Source organism: Pedobacter humicola (assembly GCF_056490705.1).
Genome location: NZ_JBWJIG010000012.1, coordinates 1 through 24,279, shown reverse-complemented (window position 1 = coordinate 24,279; position 24,279 = coordinate 1). Strand labels below are relative to the sequence as shown.

At 39.9% G+C, this 24,279-nt stretch carries 21 protein-coding genes; 14 read left to right on the top strand and 7 right to left on the bottom strand.

Annotated elements, in window-relative coordinates; all coding sequences use genetic code 11:
- The first annotated feature begins 146 nt into the window (after nucleotides 1-146).
- The 10 genes from AC04Q1_RS18055 (at nucleotide 147) to rplT (ending at nucleotide 10,833) form a co-directional block, all read left to right on the top strand.
- A complete protein-coding gene (locus tag AC04Q1_RS18055) occupies nucleotides 147-2,039 on the top strand; it encodes a RecQ family ATP-dependent DNA helicase (protein WP_478365967.1) in 1,893 nt (630 codons plus the stop codon).
- A 201-nt stretch (nucleotides 2,040-2,240) separates the two neighbouring features.
- Entirely contained in the window at nucleotides 2,241-3,548 is a 1,308-nt protein-coding gene (locus AC04Q1_RS18050; protein WP_478365966.1) for an MFS transporter, read from the top strand.
- Nucleotides 3,549-3,570: 22 nt separating this feature from the next.
- Nucleotides 3,571-4,308 (top strand): (Fe-S)-binding protein, encoded by a 738-nt coding sequence (locus AC04Q1_RS18045; protein ID WP_478366128.1) that lies wholly within the window; start codon nucleotides 3,571-3,573, stop codon nucleotides 4,306-4,308.
- A 615-nt stretch (nucleotides 4,309-4,923) separates the two neighbouring features.
- Nucleotides 4,924-5,823, top strand: coding sequence for a hypothetical protein (locus AC04Q1_RS18040; protein ID WP_478365965.1), 900 nt, complete (start codon nucleotides 4,924-4,926; stop codon nucleotides 5,821-5,823).
- A gap of 140 nt (nucleotides 5,824-5,963) precedes the next feature.
- Nucleotides 5,964-7,067 (top strand): acyltransferase family protein, encoded by a 1,104-nt coding sequence (locus tag AC04Q1_RS18035; protein ID WP_478365964.1) that lies wholly within the window; start codon nucleotides 5,964-5,966, stop codon nucleotides 7,065-7,067.
- The gene (locus tag AC04Q1_RS18030) at nucleotides 7,064-7,555 is read left to right on the top strand and encodes a hypothetical protein (protein ID WP_478365963.1); all 492 of its coding nucleotides are present in this window, start codon (nucleotides 7,064-7,066) and stop codon (nucleotides 7,553-7,555) included. The genes AC04Q1_RS18035 and AC04Q1_RS18030 overlap by 4 nt, the downstream gene beginning before the upstream one ends.
- Nucleotides 7,556-7,671: 116 nt before the next feature.
- Complete coding sequence (gene thrS / locus AC04Q1_RS18025) at nucleotides 7,672-9,597, top strand: threonine--tRNA ligase (protein ID WP_478365962.1); 1,926 nt, start codon at nucleotides 7,672-7,674, stop codon at nucleotides 9,595-9,597.
- A gap of 16 nt (nucleotides 9,598-9,613) precedes the next feature.
- The gene (gene infC, locus AC04Q1_RS18020) at nucleotides 9,614-10,183 is read left to right on the top strand and encodes a translation initiation factor IF-3 (RefSeq protein WP_056872808.1); all 570 of its coding nucleotides are present in this window, start codon (nucleotides 9,614-9,616) and stop codon (nucleotides 10,181-10,183) included.
- A 29-nt stretch (nucleotides 10,184-10,212) separates the two neighbouring features.
- Nucleotides 10,213-10,413, top strand: coding sequence for a 50S ribosomal protein L35 (gene rpmI, locus AC04Q1_RS18015; protein ID WP_108198956.1), 201 nt, complete (start codon nucleotides 10,213-10,215; stop codon nucleotides 10,411-10,413).
- Nucleotides 10,414-10,488: 75 nt separating this feature from the next.
- Nucleotides 10,489-10,833, top strand: coding sequence for a 50S ribosomal protein L20 (gene rplT, locus AC04Q1_RS18010; protein ID WP_025144714.1), 345 nt, complete (start codon nucleotides 10,489-10,491; stop codon nucleotides 10,831-10,833).
- Between the two features lie 85 nt (nucleotides 10,834-10,918).
- On the opposite strand, the gene AC04Q1_RS18005 is transcribed toward rplT, so the two are convergent.
- The 4 genes from AC04Q1_RS18005 to AC04Q1_RS17990 all read right to left on the bottom strand — a co-directional run bounded on the left by AC04Q1_RS18005 (nucleotide 10,919) and on the right by AC04Q1_RS17990 (nucleotide 15,973).
- Complete coding sequence (locus AC04Q1_RS18005) at nucleotides 10,919-12,532, bottom strand: discoidin domain-containing protein (protein WP_478365961.1); 1,614 nt, start codon at nucleotides 12,530-12,532, stop codon at nucleotides 10,919-10,921.
- An 868-nt stretch (nucleotides 12,533-13,400) separates the two neighbouring features.
- Nucleotides 13,401-13,730 (bottom strand): YegP family protein, encoded by a 330-nt coding sequence (locus AC04Q1_RS18000; protein WP_478365960.1) that lies wholly within the window; start codon nucleotides 13,728-13,730, stop codon nucleotides 13,401-13,403.
- 124 nt (nucleotides 13,731-13,854) lie between these two features.
- A complete protein-coding gene (locus tag AC04Q1_RS17995) occupies nucleotides 13,855-15,306 on the bottom strand; it encodes a DUF294 nucleotidyltransferase-like domain-containing protein (protein ID WP_478365959.1) in 1,452 nt (483 codons plus the stop codon).
- Nucleotides 15,296-15,973, bottom strand: a complete 678-nt coding sequence (locus AC04Q1_RS17990) for a 3'-5' exonuclease (protein ID WP_478365958.1) — start codon at nucleotides 15,971-15,973, stop codon at nucleotides 15,296-15,298. The genes AC04Q1_RS17995 and AC04Q1_RS17990 overlap by 11 nt, the downstream gene beginning before the upstream one ends.
- A 216-nt stretch (nucleotides 15,974-16,189) precedes the next feature.
- On the opposite strand from AC04Q1_RS17990, the gene AC04Q1_RS17985 reads away from it, so the two are divergent.
- Both AC04Q1_RS17985 and AC04Q1_RS17980 read left to right on the top strand, forming a co-directional pair.
- The gene (locus tag AC04Q1_RS17985; RefSeq protein WP_478365957.1) at nucleotides 16,190-17,536 is read left to right on the top strand and encodes a M16 family metallopeptidase; all 1,347 of its coding nucleotides are present in this window, start codon (nucleotides 16,190-16,192) and stop codon (nucleotides 17,534-17,536) included.
- Between the two features lie 11 nt (nucleotides 17,537-17,547).
- Nucleotides 17,548-18,831 carry a M16 family metallopeptidase gene (locus tag AC04Q1_RS17980; protein WP_478365956.1) on the top strand — a complete coding sequence of 428 codons (1,284 nt, stop codon included), beginning with the start codon at nucleotides 17,548-17,550 and terminating at the stop codon, nucleotides 18,829-18,831.
- Nucleotides 18,832-19,008: 177 nt separating this feature from the next.
- Here the strand turns inward: AC04Q1_RS17980 and AC04Q1_RS17975 are convergent, their stop codons facing one another.
- The 3 genes from AC04Q1_RS17975 to AC04Q1_RS17965 are packed head-to-tail and all read right to left on the bottom strand — an operon-like array spanning nucleotide 19,009 to nucleotide 22,879.
- Nucleotides 19,009-19,746: an MIP/aquaporin family protein gene (locus tag AC04Q1_RS17975; RefSeq protein ID WP_478365955.1), complete on the bottom strand. Its 738-nt coding sequence runs from the start codon at nucleotides 19,744-19,746 to the stop codon at nucleotides 19,009-19,011.
- A gap of 36 nt (nucleotides 19,747-19,782) precedes the next feature.
- The gene (glpK, locus tag AC04Q1_RS17970; RefSeq protein ID WP_478365954.1) at nucleotides 19,783-21,273 is read right to left on the bottom strand and encodes a glycerol kinase GlpK; all 1,491 of its coding nucleotides are present in this window, start codon (nucleotides 21,271-21,273) and stop codon (nucleotides 19,783-19,785) included.
- A 37-nt stretch (nucleotides 21,274-21,310) separates the two neighbouring features.
- On the bottom strand, nucleotides 21,311-22,879 hold the full coding sequence (locus AC04Q1_RS17965) for a glycerol-3-phosphate dehydrogenase/oxidase (RefSeq protein ID WP_478365953.1): 1,569 nt from the start codon (nucleotides 22,877-22,879) through the stop codon (nucleotides 21,311-21,313).
- Between the two features lie 156 nt (nucleotides 22,880-23,035).
- Between AC04Q1_RS17965 and AC04Q1_RS17960 the strand changes: the two genes are divergently transcribed.
- Nucleotides 23,036-23,800, top strand: a complete 765-nt coding sequence (locus AC04Q1_RS17960; RefSeq protein ID WP_478365952.1) for a DeoR/GlpR family DNA-binding transcription regulator — start codon at nucleotides 23,036-23,038, stop codon at nucleotides 23,798-23,800.
- 44 nt (nucleotides 23,801-23,844) lie between these two features.
- Complete coding sequence (locus AC04Q1_RS17955; protein WP_025144721.1) at nucleotides 23,845-24,234, top strand: response regulator transcription factor; 390 nt, start codon at nucleotides 23,845-23,847, stop codon at nucleotides 24,232-24,234.
- Nucleotides 24,235-24,279 lie beyond the last annotated feature (45 nt).

The window sequence follows — 24,279 nt, the reverse complement described above, 5'->3', positions numbered from 1 at the left end:
AAAATTTTATCTGCAAACTGCGTTTCTATCATGTAACCTGTCTTACTTGGCAAAGTTAATAATCTTTTCTGAAGATGATTTTTCAATTTCTAACAATAATAAGTGGCGATTTTGGATTAAATGTATAGTTTTGATACTGCCTATTTATGACAGCAATAGAGATTTTACAAAAATATTGGGGACACCATTCTTTCAGGCCTTTACAGGAAGACATTATTTCTTCGGTTTTAGAAGGAAAAGATAGTTTGGCATTGTTGCCTACCGGTGGTGGTAAATCGATCTGTTTTCAAGTTCCGGCCCTGGTTAAAGAAGGGATTTGTATCGTAGTTTCGCCCTTAATCGCCTTGATGAAAGATCAGGTAGAAAACCTGAAATCCAAAGGCATTGAAGCAATTGCCATTTACGCAGGAATGGGAAAACGGGAAATCGATATTTTACTCGACAACTGCATTTACGGCAAAATTAAATTCCTTTATTTATCCCCGGAGCGTTTATTGGCTGACCTGGTGCGTGTCCGCATTTCGTACATGAATGTAAACCTGATTGCAGTAGATGAAGCGCATTGTATTTCGCAATGGGGCTACGATTTTCGTCCGCCATACCAGCAAATTGCCAAACTCCGCGAAATTTTGCCAAATGTGCCGGTTTTAGCCCTTACGGCAACCGCAACGGATTTTGTGAGAAAGGATATTGTGGAGAAACTGGAAATGAAAGACCCACAGGTTTTTGTTAAAAGTTTCGCCAGGGAAAATTTGAGCTATGTGGTTTTCGGTAATGAAGATAAGTATAAAAAGCTGATTGATATTTGCCAGAATGTAAAAGGTACGGGTCTGGTTTATGTACGTAACCGCAGGGAAACTGCCGAAGTGGCCAATTTCATCAACCGCAATCAGATTAAGGCAGATTTTTACCATGCCGGACTGGAACGCGATGTGCGTTTCCTGAAACAGGAGGAGTGGAAAAATAATAAAACCCGGATTATGGTGGCTACAAATGCCTTCGGTATGGGAATTGATAAGGCTGATGTCCGTTTTGTGGTGCATTTGGATCTGCCGGAAAGTTTAGAAGCCTACTATCAGGAAGCAGGTAGGGCCGGACGGGATGAAAAGCGAAGTTATGCAGTGTTGTTGGCCAATAAATCTGATGTTTTAGGCTTGGAGTCCAGGTATCTGGATAGTTTTCCGTTGCCAGATGACATTAGAAAAACCTATCACTACCTTGGTAATTATTTTCAATTGGCATTTGGCGCTGGTGAGGGTTTAACCTTTACCTTTGATATCGCTGATTTTTGCAAACGCTTTAACATAAGCGTTTTAAAAACCATTTCTGCTTTGAAGTTTTTAGAGCATGATGGTTACCTCACCTTATCTGAAAGTGTTTTTCTACCATCCAGGATGATGTTTATTGCCAGTCACGAAGATATTTACCGTTTCCAGATCGAGAATAAGGTTTATGATGGCATTATCAAAACGATTCTGCGTTCGCATGGCGGCGCTTTTGATGGTTTTGTAAAAATTAATGAAGCCGACCTGGCCAAGAAAACCGGATTATCCTATAAAGAGATTATCGCTTTACTGAATAAATTACAAGCCATCGAATTGCTTACCTACATCCAGCAAACAGATCAACCACAGTTGCAGTATGTTAGGCCAAGGGTAGATATGGACCATTTTGATCTGGATGTGAAATACCTCGAACTGCGGAAAGAGATCCTGCATAAGCAGATCAATGCCGTGGTAGGTTACGCCTCATCCAATTTATGCAGGAGCGTTCAGTTACTCAATTATTTCGACGAGCATCATGTTACAAAATGTGGTGTTTGTGATGTTTGTCTTGCCGAAAAAAGAGCCGAAAACCAAAGTCAAATGGGCGAGGAGATTGAATTTGAGATTATTTCTTTACTGCAACAACAGTCCTTAAGTCTTGATGATCTGGTGACCAATATTAAAAACGGTGCTGAAACGGAAAGAATTGATGCCATTAGAGAATTACTGGATGCAGGTAAGATTAAAACGGATGGGAAGAAATATTATCTTTAGATGTGAGATGTGAGATGTGAGATGTGAGATGTGAGATGTGAGATGTGAGATGTGAGATGTGAGATGTGAGATGTGAGATGTGAGATGTGAGATGTGAGAAAAATACCAGTCAAGTTACCAATAAAATATTAGTTTTGTAATGAACTATTTAATCTGCACAATCAAACAATCAGTATAATCTTCCGCGAAGCGAAAAAACAAATGATAACAAAAAACAATAAGAAAACCATCCGTTCGTGGGCATTCTTCGACTGGGCAAACTCTGCCTACAACTTGGTCATCACCTCTACCATTTTTCCGGCTTATTATACCATTATCACCACCACTAAGGAACATGGCGATAAAGTAGTATTTTTCGGTAGGACCTTTGTAAACACCTCACTTTCAAACTATGCCTTATCCTTCGCATACCTGATTATGGCTTTTGCTTTGCCGATGCTTTCATCCATTGCCGATAGAAGGGGGAATAAGAAATCGTTTATGAAATTCTTTACCTATATAGGTGGAGCAGCCTGTATCGGTTTATATTTCTTTAAGTTGGATACCCTCGAAATGAGTGTGATTTTGTTTGCCTTAGCAGCGATGGGTTATATCGGTGGTGTACTGTTCAGCAACTCTTACCTGCCAGAAATCGCAACCGAAGAACACCAGGATCGAGTGAGTGCACAAGGTTTTTCTTATGGTTACATTGGTTCGGTTATACTGCAGCTAATCTGTTTTCTTTTTGTACTCAAACCAGAATGGTTTGGTATTACTGATGCTTCATTTCCCCCACGACTGTCCTTTTTACTGGTTGGTGTATGGTGGATCGGCTTTTCTCAGATTCCTTTTTCGGTCTTACCAAACGGAACGCCTCAGCTTGATAAGGTCAAAACAAATATCATTAAAGATGGCTTCAGCGAGTTATCTAAAGTATGGGGACAGTTAAAACAGATGAAGAAGTTGAAAGGATTTTTGATTTCGTTCTTTTTCTACTCCATGGGGGTACAAACCATTATGCTTGCCGCTGCTGGTTTTGCCGAAAAAACATTAAAATTAGGTACTGCTAAACTGATCGCAGTCATATTGATTATTCAGTTAGTGGCCATTCCCGGGGCGATGCTGATGTCTTATTTAGCCAAAAAAATAGGTAATATCAACGTATTGATTATGGTGGTGCTGGTATGGATAGGCTGTTGTGTTTACGGTTATTATATTACCAGCGAGTATCAGTTTTATTCACTGGCCGCCATTGTGGGCTTAATTATGGGCGGAATCCAGTCCTTATCGCGCTCCACTTACTCAAAATATCTCCCAGCTGATACAAAAGATAGCACCTCCTTTTTTAGCTTTTACGACGTAACGGAGAAATTAGCTATTGTAATCGGGCTTTTTAGCTTTGCATATATCGAAGATTTAACCGGAAATATTCGCTACTCGATTATCGCTTTGGCATCATTTTTTATTGTTGGATTAATTCTTTTAGTGCTTTTAAGAAAAATCGAACATAAAGAATCGCTAAAATTGTAAGTTTGCAGTCGTTTAGAATATGATGAAAGTAGAATTATTTGTGCCTTGTTTTGTAGATCAGTTATATCCCGAAACCGCTTTTAATACCTTAAGGCTGTTGGAAAAATCGGGATGTGACGTTACCTACAATTCAAAACAAACCTGTTGTGGGCAACCAGCATATAATGCGGGTTATTGGGATGAGGCAAAGGAAGTGGGTACAAAATTTTTGAACGATTTTACCGAAAATACCTATGTAGTAGCCCCATCGGCTTCCTGCGTAGGGATGATTAAAGGTGGATACAATGATTTATTCACCAACACCATTGTACACAATAAATGCCGTAGTTTACAATCGAACATTTGGGAACTTTCTGATTTCCTTGTGAATGTGGCCAAAAAAGATTATTTCGGTGCAGAGTTGGAAGGCAAAGCCGTTTATCACGATTCGTGCAGCGCGCTACGCGAGTGCAAAATTAAAGATGAACCACGTCAGTTGCTTTCTAAAGTACACGGTTTGGAAATGATCGAAATGGAAGATACCGATATGTGCTGCGGTTTCGGTGGAACCTTTACAGTTAAATTCGACGCCATTTCATCTGCTATGGCCGAACAGAAAGTGAACCATGCACTAGCCCAGCAGGCCGATTATATCATTTCGACCGATTTATCCTGCCTTTTACATCTTCAGGGGTATATCGATAAAAATAATCTGCCAATTAAGACCATGCATATTGCAGACGTGTTATGCAATGGCTGGTTGGAGAGTACAGAATATTAAATCCCCAGTCCCTAAGGGAGTAATCATCCGCGCTGGAAGTTTGGTGAGCCACCAAACTTGTGATCGCTTATCAAGGTTGTTAGATGGCTTTTATTCCCGCACAAGGGATCTTAAAACTTATACATCATGATTATTTGAAAGCAGTTGCAGAAGCTTGTATGTTAAAGCAGCCCCGCTCTCGCTTCTGCTCCGATGAAAAAACCGGGGGCATTCCGCTTTGATCGCCTGCCTGCTGCAGCCAGGGGTTTAGGTGCCTGAAATAGTTGTACTAACAAGGGTACAATAAACCCGACCGACAGCGTTATCCCGATTTGGAAATCAATTTTAATTTAAAATACATTTATCGGGATTAAGCAAAGGGCGGGACTGTAGCAACCGAACAAGCACAGGCATTGCTTTCCAAAAAAAATGAACATCAAGATTTAAAATTGCTACCAGGACACTGAAAAAGCACGATCCGATTGTAAAATTTAAATTACTTTTATGCCTAAACCAACGTTTAAAGAATTCTAGCATAATCTTTAACACATTTTAACAGGTTTTGCGTTACAATCTGGAATATCTTTGTTAAACCTTTTTAAGGCTTTCGTATCTAAACAACAAAACAAAATCATAATGAAAAAAATATTCATCGCTTTATTGGGGGTAATGTCAATTGCATCTGTTGCAAATGCACAAAAAAAGACTTCTGGAGCAATACAATTCGAAAACACAATCGATCCTGCGGCTATGGCTTCGGCGAGCGGTATACAATTAACCGATCAGATGAAAGCCAGAATGCCTTCATCGAGTAAAACCAACTTTGAGTTATTATTTACAGCAACCAACGCCAGTTATATGCCGGTTGAAGAAACTGAAGACAGTAACGGAGCAGGTGGCGGTGGTGGCGGCATGGGTCGTATGATGATGCGCTTTGGCGGTGGTGGCGGTAACAGAGAATACTACTACACTTTTGCAGATAAGGGACTTACAGAGGTTTTCGACCTGAATGATACCACTTATTATATGCCCAGTAAATTAACTTTGGCTACATCGGGTCCGATCGGCTCATTTAGAATGGGTGGTGGAAATCCAAACGATACTACGAAGGCAAAACCAGCTCCGGCTCCAACCATTGAAGTGGTTAAAACAGATTCGACAAAACAGATTATCGGTTATACCTGTCACCAGGCGATTGTAAGATCGACAAGAGCGATTAAAATTTTGGATATGGATAAAAACGTAGTGGAAGAAACCAAAATCTGGTATACCAAAGATTTGGGCTTCGATTTTTCTCCAAACCCAAATATGTGGACCGAAGGTGCCGTTCTGGCTATCGAAGGTAGGGGTAACAGCTCGATTGCCAAAAGCATTGAGTATAGAAACGTGAGTTCAAAAGATGTAACTGCACCTAAAAAAGCTAAACTGATCACCGCGGAAGAATACAAAACTAAAATGGATAACATGATGAAACGTTTTAGACAAAACAGACCTGGAGGTGGCGGTGGCCAGATCAGATCATTTGGAATGAATTAATCAGTTGTTTTTACATACTGTCAGCCCTGAACGCTTACGCTTTCAGGGTTTTTTTTGTATCATTTTTGAAAAGGTCGGCTTTAGTTTTTGCATCTAAATCAAGAATAACTATTATTGAGGCTTATTATAATCTGACCAAAGTGATAAGAACGGAAAACAAGACGAACCTATTAACGACAAAACAACATTTCGAAATTTTAGATGGACTGAGGGGCGTAGCTGCCATTGTAGTGGTGATATACCATTTCATGGAAATCGCGATTACTGATTACAACAAGAATTTTCTTTCTCATGGCTTTTTGGCGGTTGATTTCTTTTTCTGTTTGTCTGGCTTTGTAATTGCCTATGCGTACGATAACCGTGCGGCAAATATCGGATTGACCCAATTCTTTAAACTGAGATTGATCCGTTTGCACCCACTGGTTGTAATTGGTTCAATTTTAGGCTTAGTCACATTTCTATTTGATCCGTTTAGTGATTTTTATCCGGTTTACGGCTTCGGGAAAACTGCTTTATTATTTCTAACATCTGCTTTTTTAATCCCGTATCCAATAATGCCGGAGCGTTATACCAACCTATTTTGCTTAAACGCACCAGCCTGGTCGCTGTTTTGGGAATATGTTGCCAACATTTTTTATATTCTGGTGCTTTACAGATTGAATAAAAAAATACTGATTGCCTTGGTTTTGATTGGGGCAGCAGGTATCTGTTACGTAGCCTTGAGGGGTGCCAATGCCAATTTAGGTGGTGGCTGGGGTGGACAAAATTTCTGGGATGGCGGAATAAGGGTGCTTTACTCGTTCTCTGCCGGAATGCTGGTTTACCGTTTCAACTGGATCATCAAAAACAAACTGGGCTTCCTGGGCATGATCGTGCTCTTGCTTATAGCTTTTCTGTTTCCCTATGCCGATGCATACAACTGGATAACCGAACCGATCATTGTGCTGTTTTATTTCCCGCTGTTGGTAGCTTTAGGTGCAGGTACAACATTAAACCCGGGATCAAAAAATATCTGCAAACTATCAGGAGATATTTCGTATCCCTTGTATATGACACATTATCCATTTGTATGGGTGTTCCTCACTTATGTTGCCGTGGTTAAACCAACCATGTCGACCCTATGCCTGGTTATACCGGTGTCGGTAATTCTTTTAATTGTTTTGGCTTATCTGATCATGAAGTTTGTAGATATTCCTTTGCGTAAATACCTGAAACAAAAATTTTTAAACGATAATAGCATATGAAATTCTTAAAGATCATTTTATTTTGCGCTTCACTAGGCTTGCTGTTGAGTTGTACAAACACTGATGATTATGCTTATAACGAAAAGGTAACTTCCATTTTTTTAAGCCAGATGAAGCAGATTGACGAAACCGACAGTGTTTTTAAAGATACATCAAAGGTATATGCAAAAGGCTTTCCTGACTCTATTTTACTTTCACACAAGGCTGATAATCTGATCAACAATTCAAAAAATGACCTTATCGATATCGCTCGTTTAAAACCGACTAAAGCAGCCGCAAAATTTAATGAAGGTGTAGTACAATACCTCACTGCGATAAATGACTATGGTAAAACAGCAAAGGAAATGCTAAATGTAAAAACCGTGGATGAAAAGCGGAAATACCATGATCAGCTCAACACCAAGTACGAAAAACTGAACAGCTATCCTGATCAGTTACTGGCTATACAAAAAGCTTATTTAGAGGAAGTAGGACTGCAACCGAAGTAGAATCTTAAGCGCTAATGTTAAATAGCGGGATAAAATTCGTATCTTTGCACAAAATAAAATCACATTGTAAGTGATCTTTAAAACTTTTTTATTTAAAATTTAAATCATAGTTGTAGATGATTAACATTACTTTACCTGACGGTTCTGTCCGTCAGTATGAAAAGGGCACTTCTGCCCATCAAATTGCATTGTCAATTTCTGAGGGCTTAGCCCGTAACGTATTAGCCGCAGAGGTTAATGGCGAGGTTTGGGATTCAACAAGACCGATCGAATCTGATTCATCAGTAAAATTATTGACCTGGAATGACACTGCCGGAAAATCAACTTTTTGGCATTCATCCGCTCACTTAATGGCTGAAGCTTTGGAAGCACTGTATCCAGGTACCAAATTTGGTATCGGCCCGGCTATCGAAACTGGTTTTTATTACGATGTAGACTTTGGCGACCGCGAATTTTCGTCCGATGATTTCAAAGCCATCGAAACCAAAATGATCGAGCTGGCTAAACAAAAGGAAACTTTTGTACGCGAAAGCGTAAGCAAAGCGGATGCCGTAAAATACTTCACTGAAAAAGGCGATGAGTACAAACTGGATCTGATTGATGGCCTGGAAGATGGTAAAATTACCTTCTATACCCAAGGTTCATTTACCGATTTATGCCGTGGTCCACACATTCCGAATACTGGTTTTGTTAAAGCCGTAAAACTGATGAATGTGGCAGGTGCCTACTGGCGTGGGGATGAAACCAAAAAACAGTTGACCCGTATTTATGGTGTAACTTTTCCTAAGGCGAGCGAGCTTACAGAATATCTGTTGATGATCGAAGAAGCTAAAAAACGCGATCACCGTAAACTGGGAAAAGAGCTGGAGTTATTTGCCTTCTCAGAAAAAGTAGGAATGGGTTTACCTTTATGGTTGCCTAAAGGAACTGCTTTGCGCGAACGTTTGGTTAATTTTTTAACTAAGGCACAGGCAAAAGCTGGCTATGAACAGGTGGTTACTCCGCACATTGGCCATAAAAACTTATATGTAACTTCTGGTCACTGGGAGAAATACGGAAAGGATTCATTCCAGCCGATTAAAACACCACAAGAAGGAGAGGAGTTCTTCTTAAAACCGATGAATTGTCCGCACCACTGTGAAATTTACAAAACAAAACCACGTTCATACAAAGATCTTCCGGTTCGTTTTGCAGAGTTCGGTACCGTATACCGTTACGAACAAAGCGGCGAGTTGCATGGTTTAACCCGTGTACGTGGCTTTACTCAAGATGATGCCCACTTATTCTGTATGCCGGAACAAGTGAAAGAGGAGTTTAAAAAAGTGATCGATTTGGTGCTTTATGTATTTAAATCTTTAGGTTTTGATAGTTATACTGCTCAAATTTCGTTAAGAGATCCGGATAATAAATCGAAATATATTGGGTCGGATGAGAACTGGCGGTTGTCTGAAAATGCGATTATTGAGGCAGCTGCAGAAAAGGGCTTAAATACCGTAATTGAGTATGGCGAAGCCGCTTTCTATGGTCCTAAGCTCGATTTTATGGTGAAAGATGCTTTGGGTAGGAAATGGCAGTTGGGTACTATTCAGGTGGATTATAACTTACCTGAACGTTTCGAACTTGAATATACCGGTAGCGATAACCAGAAACACCGACCAGTAATGATCCACCGTGCACCCTTTGGTTCACTGGAAAGATTTATTGCCGTTTTGATCGAACATTGCGCCGGAAACTTCCCTTTATGGTTAAGTCCGGAGCAGTTTATTATTCTTCCGATTTCAGAAAAATATGAAGAATATGCAAAAAAAGTTTTAGATGAACTAAATAATTCCGATATTCGCGGGCTGATTGACTTTCGTGACGAGAAAATCGGGCGCAAAATACGCGATTCGGAAGTTAAAAAGATCCCATACATGCTCATTATCGGTGATAAGGAAATGGCAGAAGAGAAAGTTTCTGTCCGTAAGCACGGTGAGGGAGATTTGGGCGAAATGACCTTGGAAGAGTTCAACAATTTATTAAGAAAAGAAATAACAGTTTAAATTAAATAGTACAAATTTGGCATTAGGAAGACCAGGATTTAACAGGGGACCACGTCCACCTTTTAAGAAAAAAGAAGCAGAGCATAACATTAATCAGTATATCAAATCGCCCGAAGTGCGTTTAGCTGGCGATAATGTTGAACCGGGGATTTATCCTTTGGCAAAAGCTTTGGCGCTTGCTGATGAACTGGAACTGGATTTGGTAGAGATTTCTCCAAATGCCGTACCACCGGTTTGTAGAATTATCGATTACAGTAAATTTGTTTACGAACAAAAGAAAAAGCAAAAGGAAATTAAATCCAATGCTAAACAAACTGTAATTAAGGAGATCCGTTTCGGTCCGAATACCAACGATCACGATTTCCAGTTTAAATTGAAGCATGCAGTAAGCTTTTTAGAGAACGGTGAGAAGGTTAGGGCTTACGTGCATTTTAAAGGTAGAGCAATTGTTTACAAGGAACAGGGAGAGATTTTATTGTTAAAATTTGCCCAGGCTTTGGAAGATGTAGGAAAAGTAGAGTTATTACCTAAGTTAGAGGGTAAACGGATGTTCCTGACAGTTGCGCCTAAAGTAGCAAAAAAATAAAAATAGGTTTATAAATTAAAAAACAGGTTATGCCAAAAATGAAAACCAATTCCAGTGCTAAAAAGCGTTTTTCGCTTACTGGGACAGGTAAAATCAAAAGAAACAACGCATACAAAAGTCACATCTTAACCAAGATGAGTACTAAACGTAAACGTGCCCTAGGTCAAACAAGTATCGTATCTGATGCTGATATGGGTAACGTAAAACGTATGCTTTGCATCGGAAAGTAATTTATTAATTTCACCAGGTATCAGGCTTTAAGTTTCCGATAAACGGAACGCCGCTTGCCAAAAAACAACAACAACATGCCACGTTCGGTAAACGCAGTAGCTTCGAGAAGAAGAAGAAAGAAAATCCTTAACCTAGCCAAAGGCTATTGGGGAGCAAGAAGTAAGGTTTATACTGTTGCTAAAAACACAGTAGAAAAAGGTTTGCAATATGCATACCGTGACCGTAAAGTTAAGAAAAGAGAATTCCGCGGATTGTGGATCCAACGTATCAACGCTGGTGCACGTCAACACGGTATTTCTTACTCTCAATTGATCGGTAAACTAGCTTCAAAAGAAATCGGTTTAAACCGTAAAGTATTGGCTGATTTAGCAATGAATCATCCTGAAGCTTTCAAAGCTGTAATTGATGCAGTAAAATAGAAATTCTCGCTTAGGCGATAATCATATTTAAAAAAGGTCCCGATGCAAATCGGGACCTTTTTTTTGTTGTTGGATTTTTGAATTTCTAATACAATCCCAATTCCGCCAAGCTGGCAAATTGTAAACCATCCTGAGCCGAGTTTAAAATCACTTTAAAATACTGGAAGGTTTTGGTACTGCCAAAATCAAAGTACTGTGCACCATTTACATTTTGAGCCACATAATTGTTAACCGAAGTAAAGTTTACGCCATCAGTACTGGTGAGCAGCTGGAAGTTTTTTACGGCCCTGCTCAAACCACTACGTTGTGTTAAACTTAAACCTGTAGCGGTTTTTGAAGCACCCAAATTGATCACCATTGTATGCGGGTAACTGGTTGCCGAACTGCTCCAGCGCGAGTGCCAATAGGTGCTTGCATTACCATCGATTAACCTGGCGGCCCTGCCGTTGGTAGCGCCTTCGCCACTGGTTTCTTCTGAGCTAAACGAAGCCACGCTCCAGCCCGTTTTGCTGAGCTCGTTTTTGGTAGAGAAAGTCAATACAGGTAAACCTCCCGAAAAAGTATAGGAATAAATCTGCTCGGTTACCGTTCCATTATCATGCACCAGTTTAACCTTTAGCTCGTAAGGGATACCATCGGCTTTTTCCTGCAGATCTGCAATGGGCATCACCACCCTGAAACTATCGGTGCCAATCTTTTTCGATTCCCATGTAATGGCATTGTAATCGTGATTTACACCTGTCCCTTCATTATTTACATTCGGATCGTTATAGTATAGAATACTGGTTACATTACCGGTTGAGGTGAATTTTCCAGACACCACTATCGATGCCAATGTGCTCGAATAGCTGGCATATATCTTATTGATATTGCTGGTTACGGCACCATAGTAGGTATTCGAATTGTTATTAAAAACCTGATTGGTATTTAAAATAGCGGCATCGGCTGCTGTTAAAAAGGTAGGACTTTTACCTAAAGTTCCATTACCCGCCCACATTAAGGCCATACCAAGCGTTGAGTTTTCAGAAACTTTTTGTCTGTTATGGGGTAAATTTAATCCATGGCCAAGCTCATGTACCATGCCCCCAAACCAAACACTAAACCGGTTGCCCACATCGGTGCTTAAACCCAGGTTGGCGATATCCATTTCTTCGTAATCCAGGGCATAACACCAGCGGCCGGTACCATAAAACGGACCACCACTCGGTGTGCCATTTGAGCCGATGGAGTACCGTGGGATAATAATCAAGGTATGATCGCTGGTTTTATCTGCCGGGTGGGCAGCAAAATAAGCGTTTACTTCGCTGGCAACTGCACCGTTACCTCCCGAGTAGGGATAGCTGGCTTTTGGCAAAGTTCCCCTAATGGTGAGGATTTTTACGCCACCCGCACCGTCGTCTGCCAGGCCAAAGGTTTTATTGCCATAACCATTACGGTTCATTTCCTGTTTGTACCAATCCTGGGTCCACAACAAAAGATCGCTCAATCTTTTTCTGTAACCCGCAAGGGTATCGAGATCGTTAGGCACAAAGTACACAATGTTTACATTCCTGCTTTGGGTGATGATGTTGGTGGTGGCCAGTTTTTGGTTAATTGTAGGCGTTTTCTCTTCTGTTTTTAGCGTTTCGACCTTTTTACAGGATAGAACAAACAAACAGGCAGAGACCAGGCCTGTTAAAAGTAGACTGTTTTTTTTCATAAGACAATTTTAGGGTTAGGGTTGATCATATTGCAATTGGTTAATACTGCCGTGTTATATTTGCTGATCTCAGCCACTTGTCTTTAATCCTGATGAGATATTGAAGTCACCATCATCATTTAGCCGTCCTGTCCGCTCTTCAAAACCTGAATAGAAAAAGATTTTTTCGTGATTCTAATCCTTAAGTTACAAACATGCAATTCATTAAAACCAACTAAAAACCGCGCAAACGTTTGTTTTAAATTGCCTTATAGAAATTCAAAATGTCAGTTTACAAAGCGTTTATGATTGTGTTTTAAACCTTTAAAGCTTTATGTGGATGGAAATTAATAATACTACACGCAAACGTTTGCCTGCTTTGTGTTAGCCTTTTTATTTGGGAGTAGATGGATGTTTACAAACTGGATATTATGCTCTGGGAGAGAAATTGCCTGATAAGGCTATAAATATTATGAATGGTGTATAAACTCATCAGTATAATAGCGGAGAAGAGCAGATTGTTGTAGAAATGATTGACTATTAAAAGACAATATCTACAGATTTGCTACGGATTTTGTTGGGGCGCTATGGTCACAGCTCCGTCTCAACCCTAAATGTTAAACAAAATTTTTGGCCGTGCTTTTTTAATAATTGATCATGCATGGATTAAAAATAGGTTCATTTCGAAACTGAACCGCTAGGGGTGAACTTTTACCAGGAAGTTGTTTTTTTATTGAAGCGTGTCGCGGTTCCGGTATCCAGGGTTTAAGATTATTCCCTGAAAAAAATTGAGCGGTGAAGTGACCATCAATGGCAGGCTTTTTATTGAAACCCGTCATTGATGGTTGGATGAAAGAAAACGTTTTTTAATTCCATTGGGCGGATATCACTAACTTTGATCGTCAGTGTCGGCGATTGCTGCATTCTTTTTAACCGATTCGATGCCATTGTCTCTGGCAGCAGTACTTTCATACATTTCACTTGAACCGATAATTTGACCATTACTCGCCTTTAAGCTGAAATGATGCTTTCCATTGGCTGAGGTTTTCTTTTCGAACCTTGAATCATCAGCTGCATTTTTCTTGACAGATTCGATGCCATTTTCGCAACCAGATTTGGATGAATAACCTTCACTCGTTAAAATAGTCTGGCCATTACCGGCTTTTAGATTAAACTGAAATTCTCCGTTTGATCTTTTCGTAATTACAAATTTTCCCATGGGTCTGATTTTTAATTTAAATATATTGGTTAGCTATATTAATTAATCTGGTCAATAAGAATTACTTAAAGGTATTAAAGTTTGCCACCAATAACAATGTCAAAAGAGAAGAATTAATGATAATTTAACCTAAGCTGTTGGTAAACTTCATGCGGATGCCGCTTTGAAAGTTCTGGATAATTTTAAAGATTTCGATCAGGGTTACCTTTTCAATTTTGGTTAAAGCATCAATTTCGATGAAGTTGTTTGGTGCGGCCTGATCATTGATAATCAGATTGGCCTGGTGTTTTAAACGCAAGCCCATCAGGTAATAATACGATTGTGAGAGTTCGTTAAATTGCTCCTCGCTAAAAACCCCCAGTTCTTTCAGCGCTTTTAAACGTTCGCCTGTATTTTCCTTTTGAAAAATCCGGTTTTGTAATGCGTATACCCTGGCCAGGTCTACAATTGGCGTCATAGCCGTTTTAATGTCGAAGACCTCCTTTTTATGGATTTTTTGGGTTCTGATGTTTCTGAAGTAGGTGAGTGGTGGCTCATAGAGCAAGGCATTTTTGGCCAGGTATACATAGAATTTTTCTATAGGCTTTTGCAGTTCCTCATCAACAAACGACCTTAAACTTTCCATGATGGCCAAATCGCCAAAGATGGCCCTGCAATCGAAAAATGCAGCAAACTTTACAGCTGCTTCGGGTAAAGCTTCTTCTATCCAGTTTTTATAATTGTATTTCCAGTGTGATAGTGAATGGGTCCAGTTTGGATTGGTGGCCATATAATCGCCATCACAGTATACAAAACCCACAAAGTTTAATTTATCAGAAACCTGTGTGGCCAGATCAAGAAAGTAGGCACGTACGCCAGCTCTATTATCTTCGGAAGTATCTTCGTAGATAATGGCATTGTCCTGATCGGTTTTAAGGCTCAGTTCCTTCCGGCCTTCGCTACCCAAAACCATAAAAACAAATTTCGCAGGTGGGGGACCCAGCTTTGCAATTACATCTTCGATGATTTTAAAAGAAATGGTGTCTGCAATAGTCGTTACTACTTCGTTTACAATTTTTGAATGTACGCCTCTGGCCAGTAACTGTGCTACGATATTTGGCACCTTTTGCCATTTCAGTTTCAAATCGCCTGTATTTACCGCCGATTTAACCGATTGGATAAAAACCAAAGGAGATTCTGCCTGCTCGCTTAAAAGCCGGTTCCTGCTCAGAAAGCCAACATAATTGCCATGGTCGTTGACGAGTAAATAACGCGATTTTTTGCTGAACATCATCAATATCGCCTCATATACGTAAGCTTCAGGAGTGATGGTGACGATATGGGTATCCATTATCCCATCAATAGGCAGGCTGGCATCCAATTGTTTGGCGATCACCTGATCTCTTAAGGTAATATCAGTTACAAAACCCAGATAGATGTCGTCTTCATTTTTAATAAAAAGGCAACTGGTTTTTTGTTCTGCCATTTTAATGGCGGCTTCAAAAATGGGTGTGCCTGGTGAACAACTTACTATTTTCTTGAAAGTAATGTCGCCGATGCGGGCAGTATAAATCTGATCTGCTAATTTATCTTCCATTAAAAAATCCCTGTAAAATTCTTTTAAACGAAAATCCTTTTTTCTTCTTCTTTTCTATGTTGAAAGCATGTTCCTGATGGTAAACTGAAGTTAAGCTTATTTTATCTGTTTCTAAAAGGTGAAAGAAAATCTTTGCGGTATTTAAAGCGTCAGACAATGCACTATGTATATTTTCGGGTATTTCATTAAATAAGATGGTGTAAAACTTATCCAGTTTTAAATGACTGATTACCGTATTGGTGATATAGGGTGAGCTTGCTTTCATGGTACAGAAAAAAACAAGATTTTTAAAAATGTTTTCTTTGCTGATCCGGTATAATTCTACATTCACCATGTGATAATCGAGTTCGATAAAATGTCCGATGATTAATGGCTCGTACTTTTCAATATCGTTGGCAAACTTTAACATGACTTCTTTTTTATCCTCCCCATGGGTTTGAAGATATTCGGGTGTAATTTTATGGATTTTTAACGCGGCTTTGTCGATAGTAAAATCTGTATTCTTGATATAGTGGTTTTCTCTTTTGATTTCCTGATGGGATTTATCGTAAATGATCCAGGCAATCTGGACGATATATGGCCAGTTCTTTTCCTCAGAATAGGGAGCAGACCAGCTTTTGGGTAAACCAGATGTTTCGGTATCAACAACCAGGAAATATTCTTGCAATTTTAGAAGATTAGGTAAATGTATCTGTTATAAGAATGACCGTATTCCAAAGATAATTAATTAGGGATGATAAACTGTAATTTATGTTCCTGAAACGAGAACCCATTCTAAAAATGATTTTACAATAAAAGAAAATATTATTTGTTAAAGTGAAAGATTTGAGCGTATTTGCTGTCTAAATTTAATTCATCTATGCGCTCTCGATTATTTTGCTTCATGGCCTGTTTAATGTACTATGGTGCTGCTTTTGCTCAGGAAAAGCTTAGTGACAATATGCATTTCAAAAAACTGGATAACGGTTTGGAAGTATTGGTTGTAGTAGACCGTACGGTACCCTTGGTTACCATCGAAATGGCCTGTAGAAATGGGTCTTTTACCGAAACAGACGAATATAACGGTTTAAGCCATTTATATGAACACCTATTTTTTAAGGCAAATAAGGATTATCCCGATTACGAGCGTTTAAATACAAGAATGAATGATCTGGATATCAACTCAAATGCCACAACAAGGGAAGAAGTGGTGAATTACTTTTTTACGCTTCCTGCGGCCAATTTAAAACCTGGATTGAGTTTGATGAATTCTTCTATCCGCTATCCGAAATTTATCAAAGAGGATATGGCTTTAGAAAATGAAGTGGTTAATGCCGAATTTACAAGACATGAATCAAGTCCGGTTTTTGCCTTGATAGAAGCCAATTCGAGGCATATGTGGGGGGCTAATTACTCCCGGAAAAATGTAATCGGTAGTCATGAGGTTATTCTGTCGGCAACACCATCAAAAATGGATTCTATTAAAAATAAATATTACTGGCCGAACAATGCCGTGTTGGTAATTGCCGGTGATGTAAAAGTAGACGAGGCCTTTGCAAATGTAAATTCTATTTTTGGCAGCTGGAAAAGATCACCGGTTGATCCTTTCACCAAATGGCCTATTCCGGAATTTAAACCGCTTGTAAAAAACGATTATTATTTTGTTGAATCTAATAAAAGCCCGGTGCCTTATATGCTTTTTAGCTGGCATGGTCCCGATACCCGAAACGACGTTCCGGCTACTTATGCTGCAGATGTTTTTTCGTTTATTGTAAACCAGAACGGATCTAAAATGAAACAGGCGCTGATTAATTCCGGCCTGGCTCAACAGGCGGATGTAAACTATTACACGCAAAAATATACCGGCCCCATTAGTTTAATGGTGAGCCCAAATCCTGCTAAAATAAATGAGTGTTATCAGGAAGTACTGAAACAGATTTCGCTTTGGGCCAATGAAGATTATTTGTCTGATCTGCAGATCGAAAGAGCCAAACGTTTACTCTCTATCGAACAGGTGGGAAGGAGAGAGGTGACTTCTGATTATGCGCATTTACTTTCATTCTGGTGGGCTTCGGCATCGATTGATTATTATACCCATTACGAAGAAAACGTAAATAAAGTAACCCGTAAAGATTTACTCGATTATGTACGCAAGTATATTAAAGACAAACCCTATTGTGCCGGCTTGATGATGGATAAAACAAGTATGAAAGAGGTGAAGCCAGAAACATTTTTTAAATCAAACTTATAACCTAGCGCTCCATGAAAAAGTTCATATTTTTAATCAACTTCATTTTATTTTTCCATTATGCCAATGCCCAAACCAAAGCCATTTCTTTTGACGTTAATGGTTTAAAGGTGATTTTGAAATCTACCCAGAAAGAAACCGTAAGTATGAGCATGTTTTTTAGGGGTGGGGTAATGAATTATGATGCCGAAAGGGCCGGAATAGAAAATTTAGCCCTGGCTGCAGCAGCTACCTGTGGCACTAAAAACTATAGTGTTGTTGATTATCAGGAACTGGCAGATGAATATGGTATAGAAATTTCGGGTTCATCTACAACCGATTATGGCACGATCAGTATGGATTGCATTTCAAAATATCTCGATCAGGGCTGGAAACTCTTTTCTGATGCGGTTGTAAATCCTGCATTTGATAAAACAGAATTTCAGACGACTAAAGACCGTATGATCACTGCAATTTACCATAGCCAATCTGATCCTGAAACAAGGGTAGAGCAGATGAGTATGGAAAGTATGTTTAAAGATTCTCCTTATAGCATCAACCCCTTAGGTACAAGTAAAACTGTTGGCGGTTTTACAGCAGAAATAATAAGCAATTATTATCATAACGAGCTATTGAATAAAAATAAAATGTTTCTGGTAGTAGCAGGTAACATTTCCAAAGAAGCGCTGGAAAAGAAAATACAAGCGTCTTTTGCAGCACTTAAAGAAAAACCGTATACACCACCGGTTTACGACCGTAAAATGCTTACCGGCGAACATCTGGTAGTGGAGCAAAGAGATATCGCCACCAATTATATGAGTTGCATTATGAATGCGCCTACCATGAGCAGTGCCGACTACTACGCTTTTGTATTAACCATTAATGCTTTAAGCGGAAGTATGAATTATGAATTGAGAACCAAACAAGGTTTATCTTACGCACCTGGTGCAACCATTAAAACACAGCAAATTCCATATACATCGATGTTTGTAAGTACTACCCAACCTAAAAAAGCATTTAAGGCCATGATTACGGTTTACAATAACATTAGGGAAGGGAAATACAGTGAGCGCTACCTCGAAGCCTTAAAGAAGGATCATCGCGATCGGTATTACAGGCATCAGGAAAGTGCCAGTTCAATTGTAAGTGATTTGGGTGAGGCAGAAGTGTTAAGTAGTTATACCATAATTGACGATATGGTAGCCAATTTCAACAAGGTAACTTTGCAGGATATGAAAGATTCCTTCACTAAATACATGAAAGGTGCCATTTGGGTGTATTTAGGTGATGAACAGGTAGGTAGAGCTGCGTTTCAGTAATCGTGTAGTGGTGTCAGATGTCACCATCTGACACTGAATAAGTACCTTTCAACTCTCATTTTGATAAATTCAGATTTATTTATAGTCAAATGGTAACACCTGACTACACAACTATAATCACGATAAAAGAGTTATCAGCTTTTCAGCTAAACGCCTATAAAGTTGAGAATTCAGATGCTACTTACTGATCAATAAAAAAACAATGGCCGCCAATGTAGATCCGATAATCGGTCCAACAATCGGGATCCATGCATAGCCCCAATCGCTGTTTCCTTTGCCTTTCATCGGGATTAAAAAATGAACAATCCGTGGACCCAGATCCCGTGCCGGGTTAATGGCGTATCCTGTTGTTCCGCCTAAGGCCAAACCAATTACCCATACTAAAAATGCCACCGGGATAGCGCCCATTGAGCCTAAACCAATTGGGGTAACCGTTTCTTTTGTGCCCATGCTGGCATCTGTAAAGTAAAAGATTACAAATATTAAAACAAAGGTGCCTATAATTTCTGAAGCTAAATTCGATACCTTATTCCTGATGGCTGGGGCAGTTGCAAAAGGAGCAGCCTTTAAGCCAGGATCTTCGGTGGCATCGAAGTGATCTTTATACACCACCCAAACCAAAAAAGAACCCGTCATGGCGCCAGCCAGCTGTGCAATGATATAAAAGGGCACCAAACCCCAGCTAAATCCCTTGCCAATGGCTAAACCCAGGGTTACAATCGGGTTTAAGTGTGCGCCGCTATAGGGGCCAGCCACAACAACACCTACAAATACGGCCAGTGCCCAGGCGGTGGTAATCACTATCCAACCACTGCTATTGCCTTTTGTGCCCTTAAGCACTACATTCGCCACCACACCATTCCCTAAAAGAATCATCAGTGCTGTTCCAATAAATTCTGCGAGATATACATTCATCGTAATAAAATTCAGATCTGTTTAAAATTTAGCTAATTAATCTTCTGCATTTACCCTGGCAGCTCTAATGGCCCTGTTCCAGCCTTTTATCCTGTCGGTGTTGTCAATCCCTTCTTCCGCAATAAAAGTTCTGCTCATCTTCCACTGTGAGCGGATCTGATCGATGCTTTCCCAGAAACCAGTGGCCAATCCGGCCAGATATGCAGCCCCAATGGCCGTAACTTCTGTAACTTCCGGTCTGATTACTTTACAGTTTAAAAGGTCGGCCTGAAACTGCATCAACAGGTCGTTAGCCGTGGCACCGCCATCTACACGGAGTTCGGCAATGCTTACACCTGCATCAGCCTCCATGGCTTTTAATACATCCATGGTTTGGTAGGCAATACTTTCTAAGGCAGCCCTCGCAATGTGCGATTTGTTTGTTCCTCTGGTCAGGCCAGTAATGGTACCGCGGGCATGCTGATCCCAATGGGGAGCACCTAAACCGGCAAAAGCAGGCACCACATACACACCATCGGTATCTTTTACCTTTTTAGCCAAAGTTTCAACATCTGCAGATTTGGAAATCAATCCCATCTCATCTCTTAACCATTGTACAACCGCACCGCCTATAAAAATACTGCCTTCCAAGGCATAATTTACTTCACCCTTGATCTGCCAGGCGATGGTGGTTAATAGATTATTGGCTGAAATTTTTGGTTTTGATCCGATATTCATCAGCATAAAACAACCTGTTCCGTAAGTGTTTTTAACCATGCCGATTTCGGTGCACATCTGTCCGAACAGGGCCGATTGCTGATCTCCGGCAATACCTGCAATTGGAATTTTTGCGGCCAATATCCTGCCGGCGGTTTCTCCGTAAACTTCGCTTGATGACTTTACCTCTGGAAGCATACTTTTAGGAATGGAGAACAATTCGAGCAATTCTTCATCCCAACGTAAAGTGTGGATGTTGTATAACATGGTTCTGGAGGCATTGGTTACATCGGTGACATGTTTTTCTCCGGCCGTTAATTTCCAGATCAGCCAAGTATCAATGGTGCCAAAGGCCAGTTTACCAGCTTCAGCTTTTTCTCTTGCACCTGCTACATTTTCTAAAATCCACCTGGCTTTGGTTGCCGAGAAATAAGAATCGATGATCAATCCTGTTTTTTTCTGTATTTTCGGCGCCAATCCCTGTGCTTTGATTTCATCACAATAGGCAGATGTACGTCTGTCTTGCCAAACAATGGCATTGTAGATCGGTTGACCCGTTTCTTTGTCCCACACTACCGTGGTTTCGCGCTGATTGGTAATGCCAATCGCCGTAATATCGCTTACCGTTAGACCTGCCTTAACAATTACTTCGGTTACCACGGCCAACTGTGTTGACCAGATTTCCATTGGATCGTGCTCTACCCAACCGGCTTTGGGATAAATCTGTGTGAATTCGCGCTGTGCGATGGCTACGATTTCGCCATTGTGATTAAAAATAATGGCTCTCGAACTTGTGGTTCCCTGATCGATAGACAAGATGTATTTACTCATAATTAAGAATTTGGTTAGTAGGCTAAAGCTGCTTCGGTTATTTTATTGGTGAATGATAAATATAACCATCGGCTAATTTATTAAAAGTTTCAATTTGATTACTTTCCCAGTTTTTATCTGCCGATAATTCTTTGGCCAGGAGGGAGGCTACTTTTGGCGCCATGTCTTTTGCAGCTTTGGCATCAATAAACAATATCCGCAATCTTCTGCTTAAAATGTCTTCTACGGTTTCGGCCATTTCATTGCGTGCAGACCAAAGCACTTCGGCTTCCGTATAAGGAAAAGAGGGAATTAATTTTTGGCCCAGACCTGGATCTTGTGCAATTAAAGCTTCAATTTTACTGCGGTCTGATCCGTAAATATCCAAATGGTGTTCTCCGCCAGTGGCCAGGCTGCCATGGATGCTTAAATTTTGGGTTACGCATGCTTTCGGTTCCAAACCGGCATGTGTAATGGCTAAATTCACAGTTTCTTCGGCCATGCGGCGATAGGTTGTCCATTTGCCACCAGTTATGGTAATTAAGCCTTGGGCCGAAACCATCAGTTTATGGTCTCTGCTAATTTCTTTTGTACTATTCCCGTCGCCGTTTGTTGGGGCGGCCAGGGGGCGGAGGCCAGAGAAAACACTTAGTATATCTTTTTCCAGCGGTTTGCGCTTAAAATAACTGGCCGCGGTGCCCATAATAAAATCTACTTCTTCCTTTAAAGCCCTGGGTTCGAGACTGTGTTCATCCAAGGGGGTATCGGTTGTGCCTACAAGTAAATGCTCATGCCATGGAACGGCAAATAAGACACGGCCATCAGATGTTTTCGGGATCATTAAGGCCGATTCACTATTCAAAAAGCTTTTATCCAGAACCACATGCACACCCTGGCTTGGGCGTACCATCTTTTTGGAATTTGGGTTATTCATCTGTAAAATATCATCAACAAAAACCCCTGTGGCATTGATGATCACTTTGCCTGTGTATTTAGCGGTTAAACCGGTGATCACATCTTCTGTTTCAATTCCTGTAACGGTTTCTCCGCTTTTTAATAAGCCGGTAACCTTTGTATAGTTTAACAATGATGCGCCTTTTTCGATTGCCGTTTGCGCAATATTGATTGCTAAACGGGCATCATCAAATTTTCCATCATAGTACCTGATACTTCCTTTTAAACCTTTTTCTTTAATGCCGGGCATCATGGCCAATGTCTCCTTTTTTGAGAAATATTTAGATTTGCCAAAACTGTATTTTCCTGCCAGCCAATCATATAGGGTAAGTCCGGTTAAATATTTTACAATAGAGAACCAATTGTAACAGGGAATCAGAAATTCTTCTTTGTTCACCAAATGACTGGCATTTTGCTGTAGCAATCCACGCTCCCTGAGTGCATGCCTAACCAGGCCAATATCGCCTTGGGCCAGATAACGCACGCCGCCATGTACCAGTTTCGTACTGCGGCTCGATGTTCCTTTTGCATAATCAGATTGTTCGACCAATAAAGTTTTAAAGCCTCTGCTTGCTGCATCCAATGCAGTGCCCAAGCCTGTCGCGCCTCCGCCAATGATAATCAAGTCCCAATTGATGTTTTCTGCTATATATGATTGATGTAATCTTTTCATTTGACTATAAAGGTAATAAAACGAAACAATACGCAATTATAAGAAATCATAATCGAAATAATATAATATGCATGTTAAAAATTTATTAATTATTTGTTTAAAATATTTTAAAGAATGTTTTTATTGCTAATTTGCAGCACGCTAATTAAATATACTATGATGAATTTGGCTGAGAGGCACCAGTTTATTTTAAGTCGCCTGCAACGTGATCAGTACATAAATGTGGTTGATTTATGTAAGGAATTGAAAGTGTCGTCTGTAACCATAAGAAAGGACTTAAAACTACTGGAAGAGAAAAGCCTGCTGTTTAGAACACATGGTGGTGCTACAGTAAACAATCCTTATACAGTAGACCGGCCCGTTAATGAAAAAGAAAAGATACAATCTACCGAAAAGAATAAAATAGGTATCGCAGCGGCGGCATTATTAAACGATAACGATTCTATTGTGATCGCATCGGGCACCACAGTACTTTATTTCGCAAAGAATATCGCACCAGCATCTAATTTAACAGTAGTAACTTCTGCATTGAATGTAGCTTTGGAGTTAATGCGTGAGCCTAGCATAGAAGTGATACAATTGGGTGGCTTATTGAGAAAAAGTTCTTCGTCGGTAATGGGCGCTTATGCCGAACAGGTACTGCAGGATTTTTACTTTAACAAGCTGTTTTTGGGAGTTGATGGAATTGATCTTGATTTTGGATTAACTACTACAAACGCAATGGAAGCACATTTAAACCGTAAAATGATCGGTGCATCGCAAAAAACAATTGTACTGGCCGATTCTACAAAATTCGGTAAAAGAGGTTTTGGAAAGATATGCGGATTGGAAGAAATTGATCATATTATTACTGATAAAGGAATTTCTGAACAAATTGTTAAACATTTAGAGAGTTTAGGTGTTACTGTTACTATCGTGTAGCGAATTCCACGCTAACGGTACATCCCAAACATTATAATTTGAACATGGAAAAAAAGCGAATACACATTTTAGAAGATGATCAGGAGATCAGAAACGTTATTGAAATTCTGTTAAAGGAAGAGGGTTTTGAACTTCAGCTTTCTTCATCATTTGCAGAATTAAAGAAGAATATACAGGATGCCATGCCTGATCTTTTCTTACTTGACGTGATGTTGCCAGATGGAAACGGAGCAGAAATCTGCGAAGATTTGAAGACCGATATTTTTACCAAACACATCCCGATTATTGTAATGTCTGCGCAGAACAACAGCGAACAAAAAGCTATTGATGCATTTGCTGATGATTATATCAGTAAACCTTTTGATATTTACGATGTATTGGAACGCATTAATGCACAGTTGAAGCGAAGTTCAGAGAATAGAACTAAGGTTTAATAAAGTAAAGCATAAAAAAGAGAGAAGTCAAAATGGCTTCTCTCT